Raw genomic sequence first — 21515 nt, 5'->3', positions numbered from 1 at the left:
CACCCGGCCCTGCCCGTGCCGCGGGGTTTTCCCTCGCGCTCAGGACAAATCCGTCGGGAGCGGATTTGAGCGGCCGACAGGCTGGCCTGAAGGGTGGAGGGCAGGATGCCCGGAATGTGATGGAGGGGGTGAGGTGTTCATTCCCACTTCCCGGTTCCCACTTCGTACTTTTAATCTCACTTCCCAATTCTCCCTTCTCACTTCCATATTCCCACTTCTCACTTCAAGAGCGTTAGAATTGGCCCCCAATCTTCAGCCCCGCGACCCCGGATCCCCCACCTTGAAAGATCAGCTCCAGGCACTCATCCAACAGGCCATCGATGCACTTCGACAGGACGGCACCCTGCCGGCGGACACGACCGCTGACGTGCAGGTAACCCGCACCAGGGACAAGGCCCACGGTGACTTTGCCACCAACGTGGCCCTGCAGCTCGCCAAACCCGCGCGGCGCAGCCCCCGGGATGTCGCCGAGGCCATCATCGCCCGTCTGCCCGAGTCGGGCCTGATCGCACGCACCGAGATCGCCGGGCCCGGCTTCGTCAATCTGTTCCTGAGCGAGCGGGCGCGTCTGGGCGTGATCACCACCGTTTGCGAACAGGGCGGGCGCTACGGGCGCAGCGAGCTCGGCCGCGGGCGCAGGGTGCAGGTGGAGTTCGTCTCGGCCAACCCCACCGGCCCCCTGCATGTGGGTCACGGGCGCGGTGCAGCGTACGGGGCGGCGGTGGCGGATCTGCTCGAAGCCGTGGGCTTCGATGTGCATCGGGAGTACTACGTCAACGACGCGGGCCGGCAGATGGATATCCTGGCCACCAGCGTATGGCTCCGGTACCTGGAACTGGCCGGCGTGGAGCTGCCGTTTCCCGCCAACGCCTACCGCGGCGACTATGTCTACGACATCGCGGCCACCCTGCACCGGGAACACGGCGACAACTACAAGCGCGAGGCCCACGAGGTCCTGGGCGACCTGCCCCCGGACGAACCCGACGGTGGCGACAAGGAGGCATACATCGACGCCATGATCGCCCGCGCGCAGGAACTGCTCGGCGACAATCACTATCGCTTCGTCTTCGAACTGGGGCTCAACGTCATCCTGGACGACATCCGCGCCGACCTGGCCGATTTCGGCGTCACCTACGACACCTGGTATTCGGAACGCTCGCTCACCGAGAAGGGTTCGGTGAACCTCGCCCTGGAACGGCTGCGCGAGGCCGGCCATCTCTACGAGCAGGACGGCGCCCTGTGGTTCCGCTCCACCGACTTCGGCGACGAAAAGGACCGCGTGGTGCAGCGGGACAACGGCCAGACCACGTATTTCGCCTCGGACATCGCCTACCACATGGACAAGCTGGAGCGCGGCTACGAGCGCGTGGTCGACGTCTGGGGCGCGGACCATCACGGCTACGTGCCCCGGGTAAAGGCGGCGCTCAAGGCGCTGGGTGAGGATGCGTCACGCCTGGACGTGCTGCTGGTGCAGTTCGCCATCCTCTACCGGGGCGGGGAGCGGGTGCAGATGTCCACGCGCTCGGGCAGCTTCGTCACCCTTCGGGAGCTTCGCAACGAGGTGGGCAAAGACGCCGCCCGATTCTTCTATGTGATGCGCCGCTGCGAACAGCATCTGGATTTCGATCTGGATCTCGCCAGGTCCCAGTCCGCCGACAACCCCGTGTACTACATCCAGTACGCCCACGCCCGCGTGTGCAGCGTGCTGCGCCAGATGGAAGCGAAGGGCTACCGCCATGATCCGGCAAACGGCGAGGCCAACCTTGCCCGGCTCACCGAGGATCACGAACAGGCCCTGCTGGCAACACTGGCCCGCTACCCGGAGGTGGTGGAGGCCGCGGCCCTGGCCGAGGAGCCGCACCAGGTGGCCAATTACCTGCGCGAGCTGGCCAACGACTTCCACACCTATTACAACGCCCACCAGTTCCTGGTGGACGACGCCGCAATCCGGGACGCGCGCCTGAGCCTGATTCTGGCGGTTCGCCAGGTGGTCGCCAACGGCCTTGAGCTGTTGGGCGTGTCCGCGCCGCAGGAGATGTAATGGCCAGAGACTACAAGCACTCGGTGAGCCGCCGGAAGAAGAAATCCGGCGGCGGTCTCCCGGGATGGGCGTGGGGGATTGCGGGCCTGTCCGTCGGACTGTTTGCCGCCTTTCTCGTCTATCTCGGCGGCAACAACGTCTCGTCCGAGGCCCGAAGCGTCACGTCCACGGCACCCCCCCAGCGCGACACCCGCGATGTGCGCCGCACCGGACCGGAAGAGGCGCCCGCGGCGCCCAGGCCACGATTCGACTTCTACACCATGCTTCCGGAACTGGAGGTGGTGGTGCCCGAGCCGGAGGTCCTGCCCAGGCGCCCCGGAGAGGCGCCGCCCGCCCCCAGGACAGTGGAGGAACCCGGCACCTACATGCTTCAGGCCGGCTCCTTCCGCCAGTTCCAGGAGGCTGACCGCATGAAGGCAAGCCTCGCCCTGCTGGGTGTGGAGGCAGACATCCAGCGGGTCCAGGTCAACTCCGACACCTGGCATCGGGTGCGCGTCGGACCCTTCCGCGACACCACTGAACTCAACAAGGTGCGGGAACGCCTGCACGCCAACCAGATCCAGACCCTGCTCATGAGGCTGCCGGAATCCGGTTAAAGGCAGTGGCAAGTGGCCAGGAAGCCTGGCCGACGGGCCAGGATCGTCAGGGGATGATGTCCCGTATGACCAGGTAGTTCCGCTCGCCGGTTTCCAGGACGGTCATGTTGAGCTGGATGGAGTCACCCACCGCCGGCGGTTGCCTGTGCGTGTACCAGCGCACCCAGACGACGTCCCCATCCACCGGCTCCACGCGCAGGTGATACAACTCGTCGCCGGCGTGGCGCACCTCCAGCACCGGCGTATCCAGCAACTCGGACGACACCACGCCGGGTGTGCAGCGCGTCTGATAGACGGCGAACGTCAGCACCACGGCCAGCGCAACGAGGGTGACCAGCAGCCGCGTGCCGCCGATGACCTGTGCTGTGTTGTTCCAGACGCCCATGGACCCTTTCGCCTCGTACACCCCTGCCGGGCATAGAGCATAGACCAGGATGGACGTGCCTCGTCACAACCCGGGGCCGCCGGGTGCCGCGCGGCCCCGCTTCAGCGGCCCCCGCCGACCGACTCGCACCGTTTCTCTGCATCGCCAGGCACTGCGACGGCGGGGCGCTCCCCGGATCGGCTAAACTGTTCATGATGCCCCTGACTGTCCCTTTCAACCGCCAGCCACCGGGGATCGGCGCACAGGACAGAACGGGATCGTCGGTCAGCGGCAATAAAGACGCGTCGCAGCGGGATGTCGGGCAAGGCCGTCGCACCGGTCCGGCCCGACGGACGAACCCCTCTCGAACGGACGGCACATGGCCATGAATGCGAAACGCCGCAAGGGCATCCAGGCCCTGATCGATACTCTGAAACGCGACTTTCGGGAAACCGCGGGCAGCACCGGCATCCCGGCTCCTGACGAGGCCCTCATCGAGGCGATACGGCGCGTGCCCCGGGACCGGTTCGTGACGGAACGCGACCTCGACCTGGCCTGGGAGAATACCGCGCTGTCCATCGGCTACGGCCAGACCATCTCCCAGCCGTTCGTGGTGACCCTGATGACCCAACTGCTGGCACTGACCCCGGAGAGCCGTGTGCTGGAGATCGGCACGGGTTCCGGCTACCAGGCGGCCCTGCTGGGGGAACTCGCCGGCGAGGTCTACAGCATTGAGGTGGTGCCGGAACTGGCCGCGCAGGCGGAGTCACGCCTTCGGGAGATGGGGTATGAAAACGTACACGTGCGTGCCGGCAACGGGCGGCTGGGCTGGCCCGAGGCGGCGCCCTTCGACGCGGTGATCGTCACCGCCGCGGCCGAGGAGATCCCCCCGACCCTGGTGGAACAGCTGCGCCCGGGGGGTCGGCTGGTGATCCCCGTGGACACGGGCTGGTACGGACAGGACCTGGTCCTGGGGGTGCGCGGCGAGGACGGCGGGCTCGAGACCCGCAACGTGCTGGGCGTGGTATTCGTACCCCTGGTGGGCAGGGAATGACTTTGGAAGTGGGAAGGGGGAGGGAAGTGGGAAGGGCGAATTGGGAAGGGCGAAGTGAGGCATTCAGTTCCCACTTCCCAATTCCCCCTTCCCACTTCCCACTTCTCCCTTCCTACTTCAGCCTCTCCTGTCCCACCACCAGCAGCGTACAGCCCAGGCGCGCGAGGAGCGGGCGGAGCATGGGGGCGTGTTGCGCGAAGAATCCCGCCGGCAGGATCAGCGTCTGCGGGCGCAGGGCGGTCAACCGCGCGGCCAACCCGGCACCGGCGGCCGGCACGCACACGGCCCGCGTGTCCAGCGACCGGGCAAGCTCGAGCGCGGACCGGCCGGCGGGGCTTTCATCGAACACCGCGCACACCCCCCCGTGCGGCTGTGCGCCTGCCGCGGGCACGTGATGGCCGTGATGGGCCCGTACCAGCAGGCTGCCTTCGCCCAGTTCCGCCAGCAGGGTCTCCCATCCCGGGCCGCCGGCCACCTGAAGCGACCAGCGCACGCGCGCCGGCCCGGCCAGTTCCGCCATCAAGGCGCGCAGCCGTGCCGTCGTGCCCTGAAGACTGCGCTGCATCAGGGCGGCATCCAGGCGCCGCTCCATGCCGGCCAGGAGGCTCACCTCCGTGGCAAAGGGCAGCGTGGCCACGCGGGTCAGTTCCGCCTGAGCCAGCAGCATCGCTTCCAGATCCGCCTCGAAACGCGCCGCCAGGGTCACCGCATAGGACAGGGCGGCCGGCGGCGCACCGGCCACGTCCAGTGCCAGCAGGACGCGGCGCAGGCGCAGTTCAGAGAGAATCGCGGTCATCGTTGCGTGCCGACCAGGCCTGGCGCAGGCGGGCCAGGGTCATCAGCCGCGCCTGCACCCGGCCGTTGAGGCTGTCGGCCGGCCACTGCCCCCCGGCGTCGGGCGCACCGGCGGACACGCCCGTGAGCAGCGCGGCCGCCTGATCCACGTGACGCACCGCATGCACATGGAACCGGCCCTCGCGCACCGCCTCCACCACATCCAGGCGCAGCATGAGGTGAGGCCGGTTGGCGGCCGGGATGATCACCCCCTGCCTGCCCGTGAGACCGCGCGCCGAACACACGTCGAAGAAGCCCTCGATCTTCTCGTTGACCCCGCCGATGGCCTGCACCTCTCCGTGCTGGTTGACCGACCCGGTCACCGCCAGGGCCTGGCGCACCGGCACGTCGGCCAGCACCGAGAGCAGGGCGCACAACTCCGCCACCGAGGCGCTGTCGCCTTCCACCATCCCGTAGGACTGCTCGAAGGTGAGGCTCGCGGCCAGCGAGAGGGGCTGATCCGCGCTGAAACGCCAGCCCAGGTAGGACGACAGGATCAGCACGCCCTTGGAGTGGATCGCGCCGCCCAGCTCCACCTCCCGTTCGATGTCCACCACCTCGCCCTCGCCCAGGCGCGCGGTCGCGGTGATGCGCGAGGGCCGGCCGAAACTGAACTCGCCCAGGCTGATCACGGACAGGCCGTTGACCTGCCCCACCCGCTCGCCGTCCAGTTCCACCAGCTGGATGCCGCGCGCGATCTCCTCGTGCACCCGCTCCCGGATACGACTCAGGCGCCGGATACCCGCCGCCACCGCCTGTTCAACGTGCGCCGCCTCCACCCGGTCCGCGCCGTCCTGCCCGGCCAGGTAGTCGGCTTCCCGGAGCAGGTCATCCAGCGCGCCCATGTGCAGCGACAGGCGCTCGCCGTCTGAGACGCGCCGCGCGGCCTGCTCGATCACCCGGGCCACCGCATCCCGCGCCAGGGGCCGCAATCCCCCCGCGCGCTGCTGCATGGCGATGAGGCGCGCATAGAGGCGGGTGGCCTCCTCGTCACGGCGGATGTCCTCGGAAAAGTCGGCGGCCACCTTGAACAGGCGCGCGAACTCGGGATCGTATTCCTGGAGCAGGTAGTAGAGCAGCCGGTCGCCTACCAGCACCACCTTCAGGTCCAGGGGGATGGGCTCGGGTTCGAGCGTCGTGGTGCTGGCCATGCTGAGCATGGCCTCCAGGGATTCGATGCGCACCTCCCGGGCGCGCAGGGCGCGCTTCAGGGCCTGCCAGGCAAACGGGTGGCTGAGCACCTTGTCCGCATCCAGCACCAGATAACCGCCGTTGGCCCGGGCCAGCGCCCCGGACTTGATCAGGGAGAAATCGGTCACCAGCGTGCCGAACTGCACCGTGTGCTCCACGCGCCCCACCAGATTCTGGTAGGTGGGATTGTCCTCGTAGACCACGGGGGCGCCCTCGGTGCGGGCATTGTCCACCAGCACGTTGACCTTGTAGCGGTTGAGCTGCCGCGCGGCCTGGCCCGGCGGATTGGACCCGCCGTCCTCTTCCTCGCCGAGGCTGCGGATCTGTTCGGCGTTCTCCAGGAGATCCTTGCGCAGGGCATCGATGAAGGCCTGCACGTCCTCCAGGTCCTGGTACTTCCTGCGCAGCTCCCCCAGGTGCTGGTCCACGGTGAAGCTGGAGACGCTCAGGCTCAGTTCCTTGTGGCGCTCGCGCATCTCCCGCTGCCAGCGGGGAATCTGCGCGATGAGCTGTTTCAGGTCCTGCTTGAGTTCCTCCACCGCCGACTCGATGGCCTTCTGCTCTTCCTCGGTCAGTTTCTCGAACTCACCCGCGTCGAGGATCTCCCCGTCCCGGGTCGGCGCCATGGTGTAGCCGCCAGGGGTTCGCAGCAGCACCACGTTGCGGTCCCCGGCCTTCTCCCGCAGCGCCGCGAAGGCCTGCTCGTCGCGCTCCTTGAACTCGTCGTGGATCTCCTGGGCCTGGGTCCGGTACGCCTCGCTCTGGAAGGCCGCGGCCAGCGCGCTGATGATGTCCTCCATCACCTGCTGCATGTCGCGGCGCAGCGCCTGCCCCATTCCCGGCGGCAGCCGAAGGCCGCGGGGGCGGTGGGGCGCGTCGAAATCATTGATGTAGCACCAGTCGCCCGGCACCGGACGACCGGCCGAGGCCTCCGTCAGCAACCGGTTCACCAGGGTGCGTTTGCCGAGGCCCGTGGAACCCAGCACGTAGAGGTTGTAACCCTCGTGAGGCATGCCGATGCCGAAATCGAGCGCCTCCAGCGCCCGATCCTGACCGATGACCTTGTCCAGTTCCGGCAGATCCGCGGTGGTTTCAAAATCCAGAAGCCGCGGATCGCAGGCATGAAACAGCGACTCCGGCGACAATTCGTCAGGCACATCGCCTTCCGGGCGATTCGGCTCCTTGTGAAAACCGGACATCAGCACACGCTCCAGGCAACCCGAGGGGGAAACACCGTCTCACAGAACCATAGCAGATGCGAATCGGGGAAACGGTCGGGCGCGTTCGCCGCCGTGACGATCGTGCCGCCGGCACCCCGGGCCTGCATCATCACCGCATCCACGGCTCCGGATCATGCACCCGAGGCGTGAGAACCGTGGCACGGGACCTCATGGCTCGTGGACCTTGCGCAGGCGCGGCGAGTCGAACAGGGCCGCGGGCGAGACCACCGGCGCATCCAGGGGCACCGCATCCCCGAATCGCTCGCCCAGTTGTTCCCGCACCGCGGGATGCGAGAGATCGTAATCGCCCATGCGCCTGGGCGTGCTCAGCCGGATGCCCAGGGCCTTGTCGTATGACTTCCATACCAGCTCCGAACAGTAGATCGCGTCGCTGGACCAGGAGAAACGGAAATCGTAGGGACGGCCGGCAAAGTCCTCCAGGGTCTGTTGCAGCCGTCGCGCGCCCTCGTCACCCAGCAACTCGCCGGCATCCACGAGGCGCTTCGCCACGAAGTGGCCCTCCCGCCCCCTGGCCACCCACTGCGCGAATGGCGTTGCGGTAACCGGATTCACGGCCTCCCAGACGACAGGTTCGCCATCCCGGACGACCACGATGCCCACGTGGCTGTAGGGCGAGTCCGTTGCCATCTGTATCGCCAGGGATTCCGGCGCCTGCGAGTCCTGGAAGACGATATCGCCATCCCTGGGCTCGTAGTTTCCCGCCGCGAGGCTGAGAAGGGCGGCCGGCAGGACGAGAAGATGTCGGAAAGGTGATTTCATTGGTATGCCGTACAACCTGCCTGTGCTTCAGCTTAACCCGGCCGCCGCCTCCGGCAAACACAACGGCCCGTGGGACGGGGCATGCCTGGCCTCGCGGCCGATTGATGCTATAGCAGTATGTCGATCCGCACGCCGTTCGTTCGTCCTCTGAACAGAACCGGCAACCTGAGGATGGACGCATGGCAAGAGACAGCAAACCTGCAACACCCGCGGCGCGGCGCCTGGTCGTACTCGTGTCCACGCGCAAGGGCGCGTGGCTGTTCCATGGCGATCCGCAACGCCGGGACTGGCGGATCGACGGGCCCCATTTTCTCGGTCACATCATCCACCACATGGTGCTCGACCCGCGCGACGGCCGCACCCTGCTGGCGGCGGCAAGCACCGGGCACCTGGGCCCCACCGTGTACCGCTCCACCGATCTCGGGCGCACCTGGAGGGAGGCCGAACGCCCGCCCGCCTTCGCGCCGGAGCCGGGCGGCGGGGGCCGCGCCGTGGACCACACCTTCTGGCTCACCCCCTGCCATGGCAACGAACCCGGCGCCTGGTATGCCGGCACCTCCCCCCAGGGCCTGTTCCGCTCCGATGACGGCGGCGTCACCTGGGCACCGTTCTCCCACATCAACGACGACCCGCAGTACCGGGCCTGGATGGGCACCGTGCAGGACGGCACCCCGGACGGCCCGAAACTGCACTCCATACTGGTGGACCCGCGCGATCCGGCACACCTCTACTTCGCCATGTCCGGCGGTGGCGTGCACGAGTCCACCGATGGTGGCCGGACCTTCGTGCCGCTGGTCAAGGGGATGGAGGTGGTCGAAGGGTTCGATCCATCCGACGTCAGTTTCCATGACCCCCACTGCGTGCGGATGTGTCCCGGCAATCCCGACCGCCTCTACCAGCAGAATCACTGCGGGATCTACCGGCTCGACCGGCCCGGCGACGCGTGGGTGCGCATCGGCCGGCGGATGCCGGAACAGGCGGGCGACGTCGGCTTTCCCATGGTCGTGCATCCCCGCGATCCGGACGCCGCGTGGGTATTCCCCATGGACGGCACCGACGTCTGGCCGCGCACCTGTCCGGACGGGAAACCCGCGGTCTACGGGACACGCGATGGCGGTGAAAGCTGGCAACGGTCCGACAGCGGGCTCCCCGCCGAGCAGGCGTGGTGGACCGTGAAGCGCCAGGCGATGACCGCCGACACCCTGGACCCGGTCGGCCTGTACTTCGGTACGACCAGCGGCGAGTTGTGGGCGAGTCGTGACGAGGGCGGGCACTGGGTGCGCATCGCGCGGCACCTCCCCGAGATCTACGCCGTGGAGGCCGCGCAAGCCGCACCGGGAGACTGACGCCCATGAATGTGCTCATACCGACACCACTGCACGCCTACACCGGCCGCGCCCGCGTGGAGGCGGGAGGATCGACGCTCGCGGAGGTGATGGAGGACCTGGATCGACAGTTCCCTGGAATCCGTTTCCGTGTGATCGATGAACAGAACCGGATGCGGCCGCACATGCGCTTTTTCGTCAATAACGAGGCGGTGTTCGACCTGTCGCTGCCCCTGCGCGAGGATGACGAGGTGGTGATCGTCCAGGCCCTCAGCGGGGGTTGAAGCGCCCTGCGCCACGAAGGCCGGGCCGGCGAGTCAGCCCGCCCGTTCCGATTCGGCTGCCAGGACGCGGCGCAGCGCACCAAAACGCTTGCGGTACTGTGCCGGGGTCAGGCCGACCTCGCGGCGGAAAAGGCGGCTGAAGAAACTGCTGTCTTCGTAGCCCACGGCCTCCGCGATGGCCTCCACGGGCGTGTCGCCGGACTCAAGCCACTGCTTGGCCTCCTCCAGGCGCAGGGTCTGGACGTACGCCATGGGCGTCAGGCCGGTGGCCTTCAGAAAACGCCGCTTGAAAGAGCGCTCCGACAGCCCGCTGAGTTCCGTCATGGCGCGCACCGGATGATGCGCGTTGTAATGCTCGGCGACCCACTGCTGGCAGCGGGCGATGAGCGCGTCCCCCGACTGGGAGTGGCGCGTCAGCAGCGCATAGGGCTGCTGGCCGATATGGTGCCAGTCGATCAGGAAGATCTTGGCCACCTGCAGCGCCCGGTCCAGACCGGCCGTGCGGGCAATCAGATAGAGGGCCAGATCCTGCCAGGAGGACCCGCCGCCCGCCATCACGATCCGCTGACCCTGCCCGGTGGTGACCAGTGCCTGGCGAGGATGGATCCGCACGTCCGGGTGGCGCCGCCCCAGGGCGTCGCAATAGGCCCAATGGGTGGTGGCATCGCCGCCCGCCAGCAGGCCGGTCTCCGCCAGCAGCAGGGCACCCGAGCAGGCAGCCCCCAGGTAGGCACCGGCATCGTGACAGGTCCTCAGCCAGGCGATCTCCCGCGAATAGCGCCCGGACAGATCCTCGTCCGGGTTCACGAGCAGTTCCGGGATACAGACCATGTCCGGGGTGCCCGCCGATTCAATGTCCACATCCGGCTTCAGATAGACGCCGTTGGCCATACGGAAACCGGCCGTGTCCGCGGCCACGGTCATCACCCGGAAGGGGGATTCCGCCGTTGCGCCCCGGGTGACGAACGCCCAGTCCCGATCCACGGAGGCAAACAGGTCGTAGATGCCGAAGACTGCCGACGCCGTGGTCTCCGGCATGGTCAGCAGGGCAACGGTGAGCTTGCGGGATGAATCCGGCATGGCAGAAAACACCAGATGACGTCATTTTTCACTTTAGCATGCACCCCGCCCCTCACGTAGCCTGGGTCCACTGAATGCTTTCGGGGAGGTCTGGTTATGTGCAGCGCAACAATGATGGGGCAACAGGAACAGGATGCAGCCGGCGCCTTCGAGACGCGCCTGGTCACCGCACTCAACGAAGCCGGCATGCTGCTGATGACATCCATCGGCCACCGCACGGGACTGCTGGCCGCCATGGCCGGCGCACCGCCGTTGTCCAGCGAGGCGCTGGCCCGGCGCACGGGGCTTCAGGAACGCTATGTGCGCGAGTGGCTGGGCGGCATGGTGGCGGCGGGCGTGGTGGTCATGGATCCGGACGAGGGGCATTACCGCCTGCCCTCCGAACACGCGGCCCTGCTTACCGATCAAGGCGAGGTCAACCTGGCCGTCTATGCCCAGTTCGTGCCCATGATGGGTCAGGTGGAGGACGACATCGTCCGGTGTTTCCGGGAAGGCGGCGGCGTCCCCTATGAACGCTATACCCGCTTCCACGAGGTCATGGCCGAGGACAGCGGCCAGACGGTGCTGAGCGCCCTGTTCGATCACATCCTGCCGCTGGCCCCGGAACTGTCCGGGCGCCTGGCCTCGGGCATCCGCGTGCTGGATGTGGGCTGCGGCCGGGGGCGGGCACTGATGATGATGGCGGAACGCTATCCCGAAAGCCGCTTTACCGGCTACGACCTGTCGGAGGAGGCCATCGGCTGGGCCCGGCAACAGGCCCGGGAGATGGGCCTGGAGAACCTGCACTTCGAGAGCCGGGATCTCACCGACTTCGACCGGACCGCCGCGCCCGGGGCCTTCGATCTGGTCACCACCTTCGATGCCATTCATGACCAGGCGAAACCGCTGGCCGTACTCAAGGGGATCCGCCGCTCGCTCGCCGATGACGGCATCTACCTGGCCCAGGATATCCGGGCATCCACCGCCCACCACGAGAACGTGAGTCACCCCCTGGGCGCATTCCTGTTTTCCGTCTCGGTCATGCACTGCATGACCGTGTCCCTGGCGCAGGGTGGTGAGGGGCTGGGCACCATGTGGGGCCGGCAGAAGGCGCTCGAATACATGAAGGCGGCGGGATTCGACAGCGTGGAGATCCACGAACTGGCCCACGACATCCAGAACGACTACTTCATCTGCCGGCCATGAAGACCTGACGGTCGTGTGCGTGCGAAGCCAACGGCAAACCCGGGCACCGTGTGCGTCTCTCACTCAAGGGGAATACGGCCCCTGTTCCGGGCCAACCACTGGTCGAACGTCTCCAGCGAGGGATTGAGTGCCCGGGCCTCATCGATGCTCCGCGCGCCGCAGAAATCGTCGTTGAAGTCGCGCTTGAACTGGAACATGTTGCCCAGATCGTCCGCGCCCGGAAAGCCGAGGCCGCGGAATACCTCGGCCGGCACATCGTTGTAGCGCACCTCCTCGCCCAGCGCCCGGGTCAGGGCCGCCGCCATCTGCGCGCCCGTGAGATGCTCGCCGGCGATGCCCACGGTCCTGCCGATCAGGTCGCCACCGCGCCTGAAGATGCCGTAGGCGCACCGGCCGATATCCTCGCAGCCGATGCCCGGCAGTTTTGCGTCGCCCATGGGCAGGGTGAGGGCGAGCACGCCATCCGGGCCCCGCTTCGGCCCGAGGCCGAAATGGATGAAGTTCTCCCAGTAGAACGAGGTCAGCAGGAACGTCGTCGGCAGGCTTCGATCGGAGAACAAACGATCGGCCTCGCCCTTGGCGTCAAAGTGAGGCACCTTGTACCGTTCCATGAGCGTCGGCATGCGGTCATCATCCAGCGGCACCCACTTGCGGGTGTCTTCGAGCGTCGACCAGATGACATGCTCCAGGCCCGCGTCAGCAGCAGCCGCGGCCATGTTCGCCGCCTGTACCAGTTCCTTGTCCGGAGAAAAATGCTCCCAGAAGTTGGTCAGGCAATACGCGCCACAGGCGCCCTGGAAGGCCCGTTTCAGGCTTTCCCGGTCATCCAGATCGGCCTCGACCACCTCCGCCCCGAGCCGGGCGAGTGCTTCCGCCTTTTCCGATCGGGCATTGCGCGTGAGCGCACGCACCCGGAACGGGGCGTCCGGATCATGGAGAATGGCGCGCGCCAGTCCGCCCCCCTGGGCACCGGTGGCGCCGACGACAACGATGGTTTTCAAAGGAGCCATGCGAGATCTCTCCCTGGACAGGGTATGAACGGGGATGCAACGGTCGTGCGATACGGGCACGTCCGACGGCCCGTGCGCGTCGGACCCGAAGGACCGGCCCGGGTTTTGCCACCGAGTATAGCCATCGCCGGCGGAACAGGAACCGGCCGGGGCGCCGGATCGCTCATGCCTCCGGAACCGGCCCCGCGCGCCATCGGTCGATTTCGGCATGCAGCCGCTGCTTGCCGGCGGCATCGAGAAACGACGCCGTGACCGCGTTTCGCGCCAGCTGCTCGATCTCCGTCCGGTCGAGATCCAGGGCCCTGGCCGTGGCGCGAAAGTTGCGGCCGATATAACCTCCGAAGTAGGCCGGATCATCGGAATTGACCGTCACACAGACGCCGGCCCCGAGGAGCTGTTTCAGATTATGGTCCTCGATCCGGTCGAACACGCACAGCTTGACGTTCGACAACGGGCAGACGGTCAGGGGGATCTGCTCGTCGGCCAGACGGCGGACCAGATCCGGGTCCCGAACGCACTGCACCCCGTGATCGATGCGCCTGACCTTGAGCAGATCGAGTGCCTGGCGTATGTAATCCGGCGGGCCCTCCTCGCCGGCATGCGCCACGGACGCAAACCCTACGGCACGCGCGCGATCAAACACCGCCCGGAACTTGGCCGGCGGATGACCCGTCTCGGACGAATCCAGACCGACGGCCGCAATCCGGTCCCCGAAGGGAAGCGCCTGCTCCAGCGTGGCCATGGCGGCCTCGGCACTCAGGTGCCTCAGGAAACACAGTATCAGGCGGCTGGAAATGCCTAGCAGCCGCTCGCCGTCGCTCAGTGCCCGACTGATGCCATCGATCACCGTTTCAAAAGCAACGCCGCGGTCCGTATGGGTCTGGGGATCGAAGAAGATCTCCGTATGGCGCACGTTGTCGTTCCGGCAGCGCTCCAGATACGCCCAGGTCATGTCGTAGAAGTCCTGCTCGGTCAACAGCACGCGGGCGCCCGCGTAGTAGATATCGAGAAAAGACTGCAGGTCGGAGAACTCGTAGGCGCGCCGGACATCCTCCACCGAGGCATACGGCAGGGCGACCCCGTTGCGTTCGGCCATGGCGAACATCAACTCGGGTTCGAGCGACCCTTCAATGTGGATGTGCAGCTCCACCTTGGGCAAACGGTCTATGTCGTGATCCATGCTGTCTCCTTCGGGCCCCGGTGAGCGGGGAGATCCCGCGGGTCCACGGACGGTGCCGCCCGAATCGGGCGATCAGATGATCCGGATCACGGCCATGGCGGACATGATGGGCTAGAGTCATGGGTCATGGACCGAAGAACGCGGCCGATTCCGGAGAACAGCCTCATGATACGCAAGACGCTTTATGCTCTCATACTCGGAGGCAGTGTCGCCATGGCGGGCTGCGCCACCTACCAGGGCCCCTCGGAACAGGCGGGCATGGTCATCGGCGGCGTGCTCGGCGGCGTGCTGGGTTCTGAAGTGGGCGCGGGCCGCGGACGCACCGCGGCGATCATTGCCGGGAGCCTGATCGGCGCCGCCATCGGCGGCGCGGTGGGACAATCCATGGACGAGGTGGACCGCATGAAGACCGCCGAGACACTGGAGACCGTGCGCACCGGCGTGCCCGCCAAGTGGGTGAACCCGGACACCGGCCACCAGTATACGGTGGTACCCACCCGCACCTACGAGACCACCGCCGGACCCTGCCGGGAGTACACCATCGACGCCGTGGTCGGCGGGCGCGTGGAGCAGGTCTACGGCACCGCATGCCGTCAGCCCGACGGCAGCTGGCGGATCCAGAACTGAAATCGGGTGCGGCTGCGAGTCCTGGGGGGCGCTTCCCGCAGGGCGCCGGACACCGGCACATGGTAGTGCCCACCCGCACCTGCGACTTCACCACCGGGCCCTGATCGAAGCAGACCCGCAACTCACGCCACTTCGAACCGGATCACCTCCACATCGTCAAGCCGCACGCGCCGGCGTACCTGCCACAGGTCATAGGCGTCCTGCATCGCCAGCCAGCTTTCCGGGGAGCGGCCCAGCGCCCTGGACAACCAGACGGCCATCTCCGGACTCACGCCGCTGCTGCCGTTGATCACGCGCGTCAGCGTGGAGGGAGACACGCCGAGCTTCACGGCCAACTGTCGCGCGCTCAGGCCAAAGGGTTCCAGATAGACTTCCCGGATGAACTCACCGGGATGCGGCTGCGCCTTATCCGGCCTACGACCGCTGGCTGACTGCGACCTGCCGAGCATAGTCGAATCAAGCAGTTGCCTCCTGCAGCCTCCAGCCATCTGCAGTATCCTGTCCATCCTGAGAAATCCTGTCCATCCTGACCATTCCTCTCTTGACCTCCCCCGACACGCTGGCACCACTGATCGCCGAATGCCTCTCCAGGGACCGCCCCGCCCTGGAACGCGAACTTGCGCGCCTGAATAAACGCCTGGCCACCGGCAAGCCCGCAGACCGCATGGCCGCCGAACTCCAACGCCGCATCGAGACCTCGCACGCCGCTCGTGACGTGCGCAGGGCATCGCTGCCGAAGCCACGCTTCCCCGAGGACCTGCCCGTCTCGGAACACCGCGAAGAGATCGCGAAGCTGATCGCGGACAGCTCCGTCGTCGTGATCTGCGGCGAGACGGGCTCTGGCAAGACCACGCAGTTGCCCAAGATCTGCCTGGACCTGGGGCGCGGCGTCAACGGCTTCGTCGGCCACACCCAGCCACGGCGCATCGCGGCCCGCTCGGTGGCGGCGCGCATCGCGGAGGAACTGGATTCACGCATCGGCGAGGCGGTGGGCTTCAAGGTGCGCTTCTCGGATCACACGCGGCCGGAAAGCTTCGTGAAGCTCATGACCGACGGCATCCTGCTGGCCGAGCTGCGCGCCGACCCGGAGCTTCGCGCCTATGACACGCTGATCATCGACGAGGCCCACGAGCGCAGCCTCAATGTCGATTTCCTGCTGGGCTATCTCAAGCAGCTCATGCCCCGGCGCCCGGACCTGAAGCTCATCATCACCTCCGCCACCCTGGACCCGGAACGCATCGCGGGACACTTCGGTGATGCACCGGTCTACGAGGTACCCGGGCGCACCTGGCCGGTGGAGGTACGCTACCGGCCGGTGCAGGACGAGGACGCGGAATCGGATCGCGACCTGAACACCGCCATCGTTGAGGCGGTGGACGAACTGGCGGCGGAGGGCACCGGCGACGTGCTGGTGTTCCTGCCGGGCGAACGCGAGATCCGCGAGGCGGCGGAGTCGCTGCGCAAGCATCACCCGAAACACACGGAGATCCTGCCGCTCTATGCGCGCCTCTCCGCCGGCGAACAGAACAGGGTGTTCGCACCGCATACCGGACGTCGCGTGGTGCTCGCCACCAACGTGGCCGAGACGGCGCTCACGGTGCCGGGCATCCGCTACGTGGTCGATTCGGGGCTTGCGCGGGTGAGCCGCTATGCGTGGCGCTCGCGGGTGCAACGGCTTTCCCTCGAACCGATCTCCCGGGCCTCGGCCAGCCAGCGCGCCGGGCGCTGCGGGCGGCTGGGGCCGGGGATCTGCGTACGCCTCTACTCGGAGGAGGATTTCTCGCTCCGGCCCGAGTTCACGGACCCGGAGATCCTGCGCTCGAATCTGGCGTCCGTCATCCTGCAGATGGCGAACCTGAACCTGGGCGACCCGGAGCGCTTTCCCTTCGTGGATGCGCCGGATGCGCGCCTGATCCGCGACGGCTACAAGCTGCTGGAGGAACTGGGCGCGGTGGATGCCCGCCACCGCATCACGGAGGCGGGCCGAAGGCTCGCGCGCCTGCCGCTGGACCCGCGCCTGGGCGCCATGCTGCTGGCCGCCGGGCGCGAGGGCGCGGTGACGGAGGTCACGCGCATCGTGGCCTTTCTCGCCATTCAGGATCCGCGTGAACGCCCCGCCGAGAAGCGCCAGGCGGCGGACGAGGCCCATGCGCACTACCGCGAGGCGGGCTCCGATTTTCTCGGCTGGCCCAGGCTCTGGGATGACTGGCGGGAACAGCAGAAACATCTCTCGAAGTCCAAGCTTCGGGCCTGGTGCCGGGAGCGGTTTCTCTCCTTCATCCGCATGCGCGAATGGCAGGACCTGCACGGGCAGTTGCGCCAGTCGCTGACCGAGCTGGGGTTGAAGCAGAATCAGCAACCGGCGGAACCGGACGCGATTCACCGCGCACTGCTTGCGGGACTGGTGAGCCAGGTGGGCATGAAGACCGAGCGCGGCGACTTCCTGGGGGCGCGCAACCGCCGTTTCCACATCCATCCGGCCTCGGGACTTTTCAAGAAAAACCCGGCGTGGGTCATGGCCGCGGAGATCACCGAGACCACGAAGGTGTACGCGCGCGAGTGCGCGGCGATCCAGTCCCGGTGGCTGGAGACAGTTGCACCGCACCTTCTCAAGCACCACTACTTCGAACCGCACTTCGAGGAACGCCGGGGGACGGTGGCGGCCTTCGATCGCGTCACCCTCTACGGGCTTACGGTGAATCCGAAGAAGCGCGTGAACTACGGGCGCATCGACCCGGCCGATGCCCGGCGGGTGTTCATCCGCGAGGGGCTGGTGGCCGGGCGGCTGCGAAGCAAGGCGCCGGCCCTTGCACAGAACCGCGACCTGATCCGCGAGATCGAGGACCTGGAGGCCCGCGGGCGGCGCCGGGATCTGCTCGCTGACGAAGAGGTGCTTTACGACTTCTACGACAGCCGCATCCCGGAGGACGTGCACGACGGTGCGACCTTCGAGCGCTGGCGCAAGAAGGCGGAGCTAGAGAACGCTGAGATCCTCAGGCTCACCCGGGAGATCCTGTTGCAGCAGGAGACTGCGGAACTGGGCGCCGACCGCTTCCCGGATTCACTGGAGACCGGCGGACTGCGGCTGCCGCTCACCTATCGTTTCGAGCCGGGTGCGGAGGATGACGGCGTGACAGTGACGGTGCCGCTTGCCGCCCTCAACGGGCTCGACCCGCACGCGGGGGAGTGGCTGGTGCCGGGACTCCTGGAGGAGAAGATCGCGGCGCTGATCAAGAGCCTGCCCAAGGGCGTGCGCCGCCAGTTCGTACCGGTGCCCGAGTTCGCGCGCGCCTGCGTGCAGCGGCTCGGATCGAGAGAAGGCCCGCTCATTCCCGCGATCACCCGCGTGCTGCGCGAGATCACCGGGACGCAGGTGCCGCCCGACGCCTGGCGCGGGGAGACACTGGATCCGCACCTGGTGCTGCGTTACCGGGTGGTGGATGCAGAAGGAAAGGAACTGGCTGCCGGACGGGATCTCGAGGCCATCAAGGCACGGCTGTCCGGGCGCGCCCGTGAGACCTTCGATGCGCAGCGCCCCGAAGGCTTCGAACGTGGGGGCCTGACCGACTGGGACTTCGGCGAACTGCCGGAGTTCGTGGAGTTCGAGCAGCACGGCGCGACACTGCGCGGGTATCCGGCGCTTCGGGACGACGCGGACGCCGTGGCGCTGGTGCTGGCCGACAGCCCGGCCAAGGCACGGCGCATCCACCGCGCGGGGCTGCGCAGGCTGTTCATGCTCCAGGCCCGCGAGCCGGTGAAATACCTCTACCGCAACCTGCCGGACATCCAGCGCCTGTGTCTGCAGTACAACCCGGTGGACCGCTGCGAGGCGCTCAGGGACGACCTGGTGTTCGCCGGCGTGGAACGGGTGTTCATGAACGAACCCTGGCCGCGGGACGCGGACGCCTTCCGGGTGCGTCTTGAGGCGGGGCGTGGGGAACTGGTGGGCGAGACACAGGCGCTGTGCGAACTGGCCGGACGGATACTCGGTGCATTTCACGAGGTCCGCGCACGGCTCAAGGGCAGCCTGCCGCTGTCCTGGATCGAGGCGGCCGCGGACATCCGTGACCAGCTCGAACACCTGATCCGTCCGCATTTCCTGCTGGAAACCCCGCGGGAGTGGGTGGAACACTTCCCCCGTTATCTCTCTGCCATCCAACGGCGGCTGGACCGGCTCGACCAGGCCCCTGACAAGGATCGGCGCATGCGCGTGGACGTGGAGCCCTTGTGGGAGGACTGCAAGGCGCGAGTCGAGGCGGCGGGTGATTCACCCTCGGAGGCGCTGGTTCGCTATCGTTGGCTGATCGAGGAACTGCGCGTGGGCCTGTTTGCACAGGAGTTGGGCACCGTGGAGAAGGCCTCGGTGAAGCGGGTAGAGGAGGCGCGGAGAAACCTGCAGGTTGGGGTGAGGAACGAACCCCAACATGGCAGAGATTTCCCGGTCTCCGGCGTGTTGGGGTTCGCTGCGCTCACCCCAACCTACCATTCTGTTTTTTCTCTGTGACCTCTGCGCCCTCTGTGGCAAGAGAGCAGTTGTAGGTTGGGGTGAGGGACGAACCCCAACAGACGATGCTACGATTTCCCTCACGGACAGGATCGCAAGGATGCCGGATCATGAACTACCGCCGTGCCCGCGTCGCCGGAGCCACATACTTCTTCACTGTCAATCTCGCCGACCGCCGCCGGTCCTGGCTGACCGATCACATCGACCTGCTTCGGTCGACAATCCGCAAAGTGAAGTTACGCCACCCGTTCACGATTGATGCCATTGTGATCCTTCCTGATCACATGCACATCATCTGGACCCTGCCTGACGGTGATCAGGACTTCGACATCCGGTGGATGCTCATCAAGGGCGCGTTTTCGAGAGGGATGCCAAGGATCGACTCACGGAATGCGAGCCGACGCGCCAAGGGGGAGCGCGGTGTCTGGCAGAGACGTTATTGGGAACATGTTGTCCGCGACGATCCCGACTTTGAGAGACACGTGGATTACATCCATTACAACCCGGTGAAACATGGGCTCGTGGCGAAACCGGCTGAATGGCCTTATTCCAGCATTCATCGCTTCATTGAGCGTGGCATTCTGCCTGCAGACTGGGGTGGGCGCTTTGCGCCGGACAAGAATGAGTTTGGTGAGAGGCGGAGCAGTGGGTGTTGAAACGGTCTCCCCGGCGGTGTTGTTGGGGTTCGCTGTGCTCACCCCAACCTACGGGGCCCGGCTGCATGCCGTGTGCCTCAGAAACCTGTAGGTTGGGGTGAGGAACGAACCCCAACATGCGGGGCGCGGGAGACCTCCGCCATGTTGGGGTTCGCTGCGCTCACCCCAACCTACGGGGGCCCGGCTGCATGCCGTGTGCCTCAGAAACCTGTAGGTTGGGGTGAGGGACGAACCCCAACACACCGGGGCACGGGGAAACTCCGTCATGTTGGGGTTCGCTGCGCTCACCCCAACCTACAGTCCGGGAACTGGCACAGGGGTTTGGTACCTGCAATCATTGGTCGTGACTTTGTCGCCTGGTCACTGTCATGACCCTCCTCGACGAAATCCTTTCCATCGCCCTGACCGCCGCCCCCTGGCTGCTGCTGGGTCTGCTGGCGGCGGGGCTGGTGAAGGCGTTCATCCCCGAGACCATGCTGCAACGCTGGCTGGGCGGGCGGGGGATCGCTGCCGTCTCGCGTGCGGCGGTGATCGGTGCGCCGCTGCCCCTGTGTTCCTGCGGGGCGATCCCGACGGCGCTCGCCCTGCACCGCGGCGGGGCGGGGCGCGGACCCACCACGGCGTTTCTCGTCGGCACACCGGGCATCGGCGTGGACTCGGTGGCCATCAGCTACGCCCTGCTCGGCCCTTTCATGATGGCGGCACGCGCGCTCGGGGCGGTGTGCACGGCCATTGCCACCGGGCTGCTGGTGGGCGCGGCGCGCGAGACCGGAATGCCACGCCACGGCGCGACACAGACTGACTGCTGTGCCGCCGGTTGCGATGCCCCGGCACAACAGGGTCGCGAACAGGCGATCTACACACGGCTCGCCGGGGGGCTGCGCTATGCATTCACGGACGTGCTCGACGATATCAGCGTCTGGCTGCTGATCGGGCTGCTGGTGGCGGGCAGCATGATCGCGTTCATGCCCCCGGAAAACCTGGCGGCCTGGGGCAGCGGCCTGCTGCCCATGGTGTTCATGGCCCTGATCGGCATACCCATGTACATCTGCGCCACGGCCGCCACACCCATCGCAGCGGGTCTGATTCTGGCGGGCGTCTCACCGGGCACGGCGCTGGTATTCCTGCTGGCGGGCCCCATCACCAGCATGGCCACCCTGGGCGTGCTGCGCCGCGAGCTGGGCGCCGGCGCGCTTGCGCGTTACCTCACGGGCATCGGGGTGAGCAGTGTCCTGCTGGGCACGCTGGTGGACCTGCTGGTCACCCGGGCCGGTCTCGACATCGCGGGTCAGATGGGCGCCGCGCGGGAACTGCTGCCGCAGTGGCTGGGCTGGATGGCCCTGCTGCTTCTGGCGGTCCTGGCCGTACGACCGGCAAGGCGGGCCTTGGGCCGGGCGCTGCCCGGCAGCGCCCCATAGCGCGCTGCCCCGGGACCCGGCCCACGGCGTGGAAAACGGTCTAAACTTATTCAGAGATTCGGGCGCCTCTTCAGAGAAGGTCCCTGCTGTCGTGCCGCACGCAAGGGTGCGGCCTTGCTTGCACGATCCACGCGCCCGGAAAGGACACCTCACGGGCAGACCACAA

At 67.1% G+C, this 21515-nt stretch carries 18 protein-coding genes; 10 read left to right on the top strand and 8 right to left on the bottom strand.

Features of this window, described 5'->3' with window-relative positions; genetic code table 11:
* Positions 1 to 280: 280 nt before the first annotated feature.
* Both argS and THITHI_RS0112420 read left to right on the top strand, forming a co-directional pair.
* Positions 281 to 2041, top strand: coding sequence for an arginine--tRNA ligase (gene argS, locus THITHI_RS0112425; protein WP_018233429.1), 1761 nt, complete (start codon positions 281 to 283; stop codon positions 2039 to 2041).
* On the top strand, positions 2041 to 2637 hold the full coding sequence (locus tag THITHI_RS0112420; protein WP_018233428.1) for an SPOR domain-containing protein: 597 nt from the start codon (positions 2041 to 2043) through the stop codon (positions 2635 to 2637). The genes argS and THITHI_RS0112420 overlap by 1 nt, the downstream gene beginning before the upstream one ends.
* A 46-nt stretch (positions 2638 to 2683) precedes the next feature.
* On the opposite strand, the gene THITHI_RS0112415 is transcribed toward THITHI_RS0112420, so the two are convergent.
* Positions 2684 to 3022, bottom strand: coding sequence for a hypothetical protein (locus THITHI_RS0112415; RefSeq protein ID WP_018233427.1), 339 nt, complete (start codon positions 3020 to 3022; stop codon positions 2684 to 2686).
* A 364-nt stretch (positions 3023 to 3386) separates the two neighbouring features.
* Here THITHI_RS0112415 and THITHI_RS0112410 point away from each other — a divergent pair, with 364 nt between their 5' ends.
* Positions 3387 to 4055, top strand: a complete 669-nt coding sequence (locus tag THITHI_RS0112410) for a protein-L-isoaspartate(D-aspartate) O-methyltransferase (protein ID WP_026186317.1) — start codon at positions 3387 to 3389, stop codon at positions 4053 to 4055.
* A gap of 112 nt (positions 4056 to 4167) precedes the next feature.
* On the opposite strand, the gene THITHI_RS0112405 is transcribed toward THITHI_RS0112410, so the two are convergent.
* From THITHI_RS0112405 to THITHI_RS0112390, 3 genes are all read right to left on the bottom strand, one after another.
* Complete coding sequence (locus THITHI_RS0112405) at positions 4168 to 4851, bottom strand: hypothetical protein (protein ID WP_018233425.1); 684 nt, start codon at positions 4849 to 4851, stop codon at positions 4168 to 4170.
* Positions 4832 to 7279 carry a Lon protease family protein gene (locus tag THITHI_RS0112400; protein ID WP_018233424.1) on the bottom strand — a complete coding sequence of 816 codons (2448 nt, stop codon included), beginning with the start codon at positions 7277 to 7279 and terminating at the stop codon, positions 4832 to 4834. Before THITHI_RS0112400 ends, THITHI_RS0112405 begins: the two co-directional genes overlap by 20 nt.
* Positions 7280 to 7468: 189 nt before the next feature.
* The gene (locus THITHI_RS0112390; RefSeq protein ID WP_018233422.1) at positions 7469 to 8080 is read right to left on the bottom strand and encodes a YiiX family permuted papain-like enzyme; all 612 of its coding nucleotides are present in this window, start codon (positions 8078 to 8080) and stop codon (positions 7469 to 7471) included.
* Between the two features lie 179 nt (positions 8081 to 8259).
* Here THITHI_RS0112390 and THITHI_RS0112385 point away from each other — a divergent pair, with 179 nt between their 5' ends.
* Positions 8260 to 9426, top strand: a complete 1167-nt coding sequence (locus THITHI_RS0112385; RefSeq protein ID WP_018233421.1) for a sialidase family protein — start codon at positions 8260 to 8262, stop codon at positions 9424 to 9426.
* 5 nt (positions 9427 to 9431) lie between these two features.
* On the top strand, positions 9432 to 9689 hold the full coding sequence (locus THITHI_RS0112380; protein WP_018233420.1) for a MoaD/ThiS family protein: 258 nt from the start codon (positions 9432 to 9434) through the stop codon (positions 9687 to 9689).
* Between the two features lie 33 nt (positions 9690 to 9722).
* Here the strand turns inward: THITHI_RS0112380 and THITHI_RS0112375 are convergent, their stop codons facing one another.
* The gene (locus THITHI_RS0112375; RefSeq protein ID WP_018233419.1) at positions 9723 to 10769 is read right to left on the bottom strand and encodes a GlxA family transcriptional regulator; all 1047 of its coding nucleotides are present in this window, start codon (positions 10767 to 10769) and stop codon (positions 9723 to 9725) included.
* A 96-nt stretch (positions 10770 to 10865) separates the two neighbouring features.
* On the opposite strand from THITHI_RS0112375, the gene THITHI_RS0112370 reads away from it, so the two are divergent.
* Entirely contained in the window at positions 10866 to 11954 is a 1089-nt protein-coding gene (locus tag THITHI_RS0112370) for a methyltransferase domain-containing protein (RefSeq protein ID WP_156820539.1), read from the top strand.
* Between the two features lie 59 nt (positions 11955 to 12013).
* Here the strand turns inward: THITHI_RS0112370 and THITHI_RS0112365 are convergent, their stop codons facing one another.
* Together THITHI_RS0112365 and THITHI_RS0112360 are read right to left on the bottom strand one after the other, a co-directional pair.
* On the bottom strand, positions 12014 to 12964 hold the full coding sequence (locus tag THITHI_RS0112365; RefSeq protein ID WP_018233417.1) for an NmrA/HSCARG family protein: 951 nt from the start codon (positions 12962 to 12964) through the stop codon (positions 12014 to 12016).
* Positions 12965 to 13127: 163 nt separating this feature from the next.
* Complete coding sequence (locus THITHI_RS0112360) at positions 13128 to 14144, bottom strand: adenosine deaminase (protein ID WP_018233416.1); 1017 nt, start codon at positions 14142 to 14144, stop codon at positions 13128 to 13130.
* Positions 14145 to 14309: 165 nt separating this feature from the next.
* Between THITHI_RS0112360 and THITHI_RS0112350 the strand changes: the two genes are divergently transcribed.
* On the top strand, positions 14310 to 14771 hold the full coding sequence (locus tag THITHI_RS0112350; protein WP_026186315.1) for an RT0821/Lpp0805 family surface protein: 462 nt from the start codon (positions 14310 to 14312) through the stop codon (positions 14769 to 14771).
* A gap of 122 nt (positions 14772 to 14893) precedes the next feature.
* On the opposite strand, the gene THITHI_RS0112345 is transcribed toward THITHI_RS0112350, so the two are convergent.
* A complete protein-coding gene (locus tag THITHI_RS0112345; RefSeq protein WP_018233413.1) occupies positions 14894 to 15220 on the bottom strand; it encodes a HigA family addiction module antitoxin in 327 nt (108 codons plus the stop codon).
* Between the two features lie 92 nt (positions 15221 to 15312).
* On the opposite strand from THITHI_RS0112345, the gene hrpA reads away from it, so the two are divergent.
* From hrpA to THITHI_RS0112330, 3 genes are all read left to right on the top strand, one after another.
* A complete protein-coding gene (gene hrpA, locus THITHI_RS0112340) occupies positions 15313 to 19275 on the top strand; it encodes an ATP-dependent RNA helicase HrpA (RefSeq protein WP_018233412.1) in 3963 nt (1320 codons plus the stop codon).
* Positions 19276 to 19385: 110 nt separating this feature from the next.
* Positions 19386 to 19931 (top strand): REP-associated tyrosine transposase, encoded by a 546-nt coding sequence (locus THITHI_RS0112335; RefSeq protein WP_018233411.1) that lies wholly within the window; start codon positions 19386 to 19388, stop codon positions 19929 to 19931.
* Positions 19932 to 20299: 368 nt separating this feature from the next.
* On the top strand, positions 20300 to 21349 hold the full coding sequence (locus THITHI_RS0112330) for an SO_0444 family Cu/Zn efflux transporter (RefSeq protein WP_018233410.1): 1050 nt from the start codon (positions 20300 to 20302) through the stop codon (positions 21347 to 21349).
* Positions 21350 to 21515: the final 166 nt, after the last annotated feature.

This window comes from Thioalkalivibrio thiocyanodenitrificans ARhD 1, assembly GCF_000378965.1.
In the GTDB taxonomy this organism is placed as follows: Bacteria; Pseudomonadota; Gammaproteobacteria; order Ectothiorhodospirales; family Ectothiorhodospiraceae; genus Thioalkalivibrio_A; species Thioalkalivibrio_A thiocyanodenitrificans.
The sequence above is the reverse complement of the archived record's forward strand: the minus strand, read 5'-3'. Positions and strand labels throughout refer to the sequence as shown.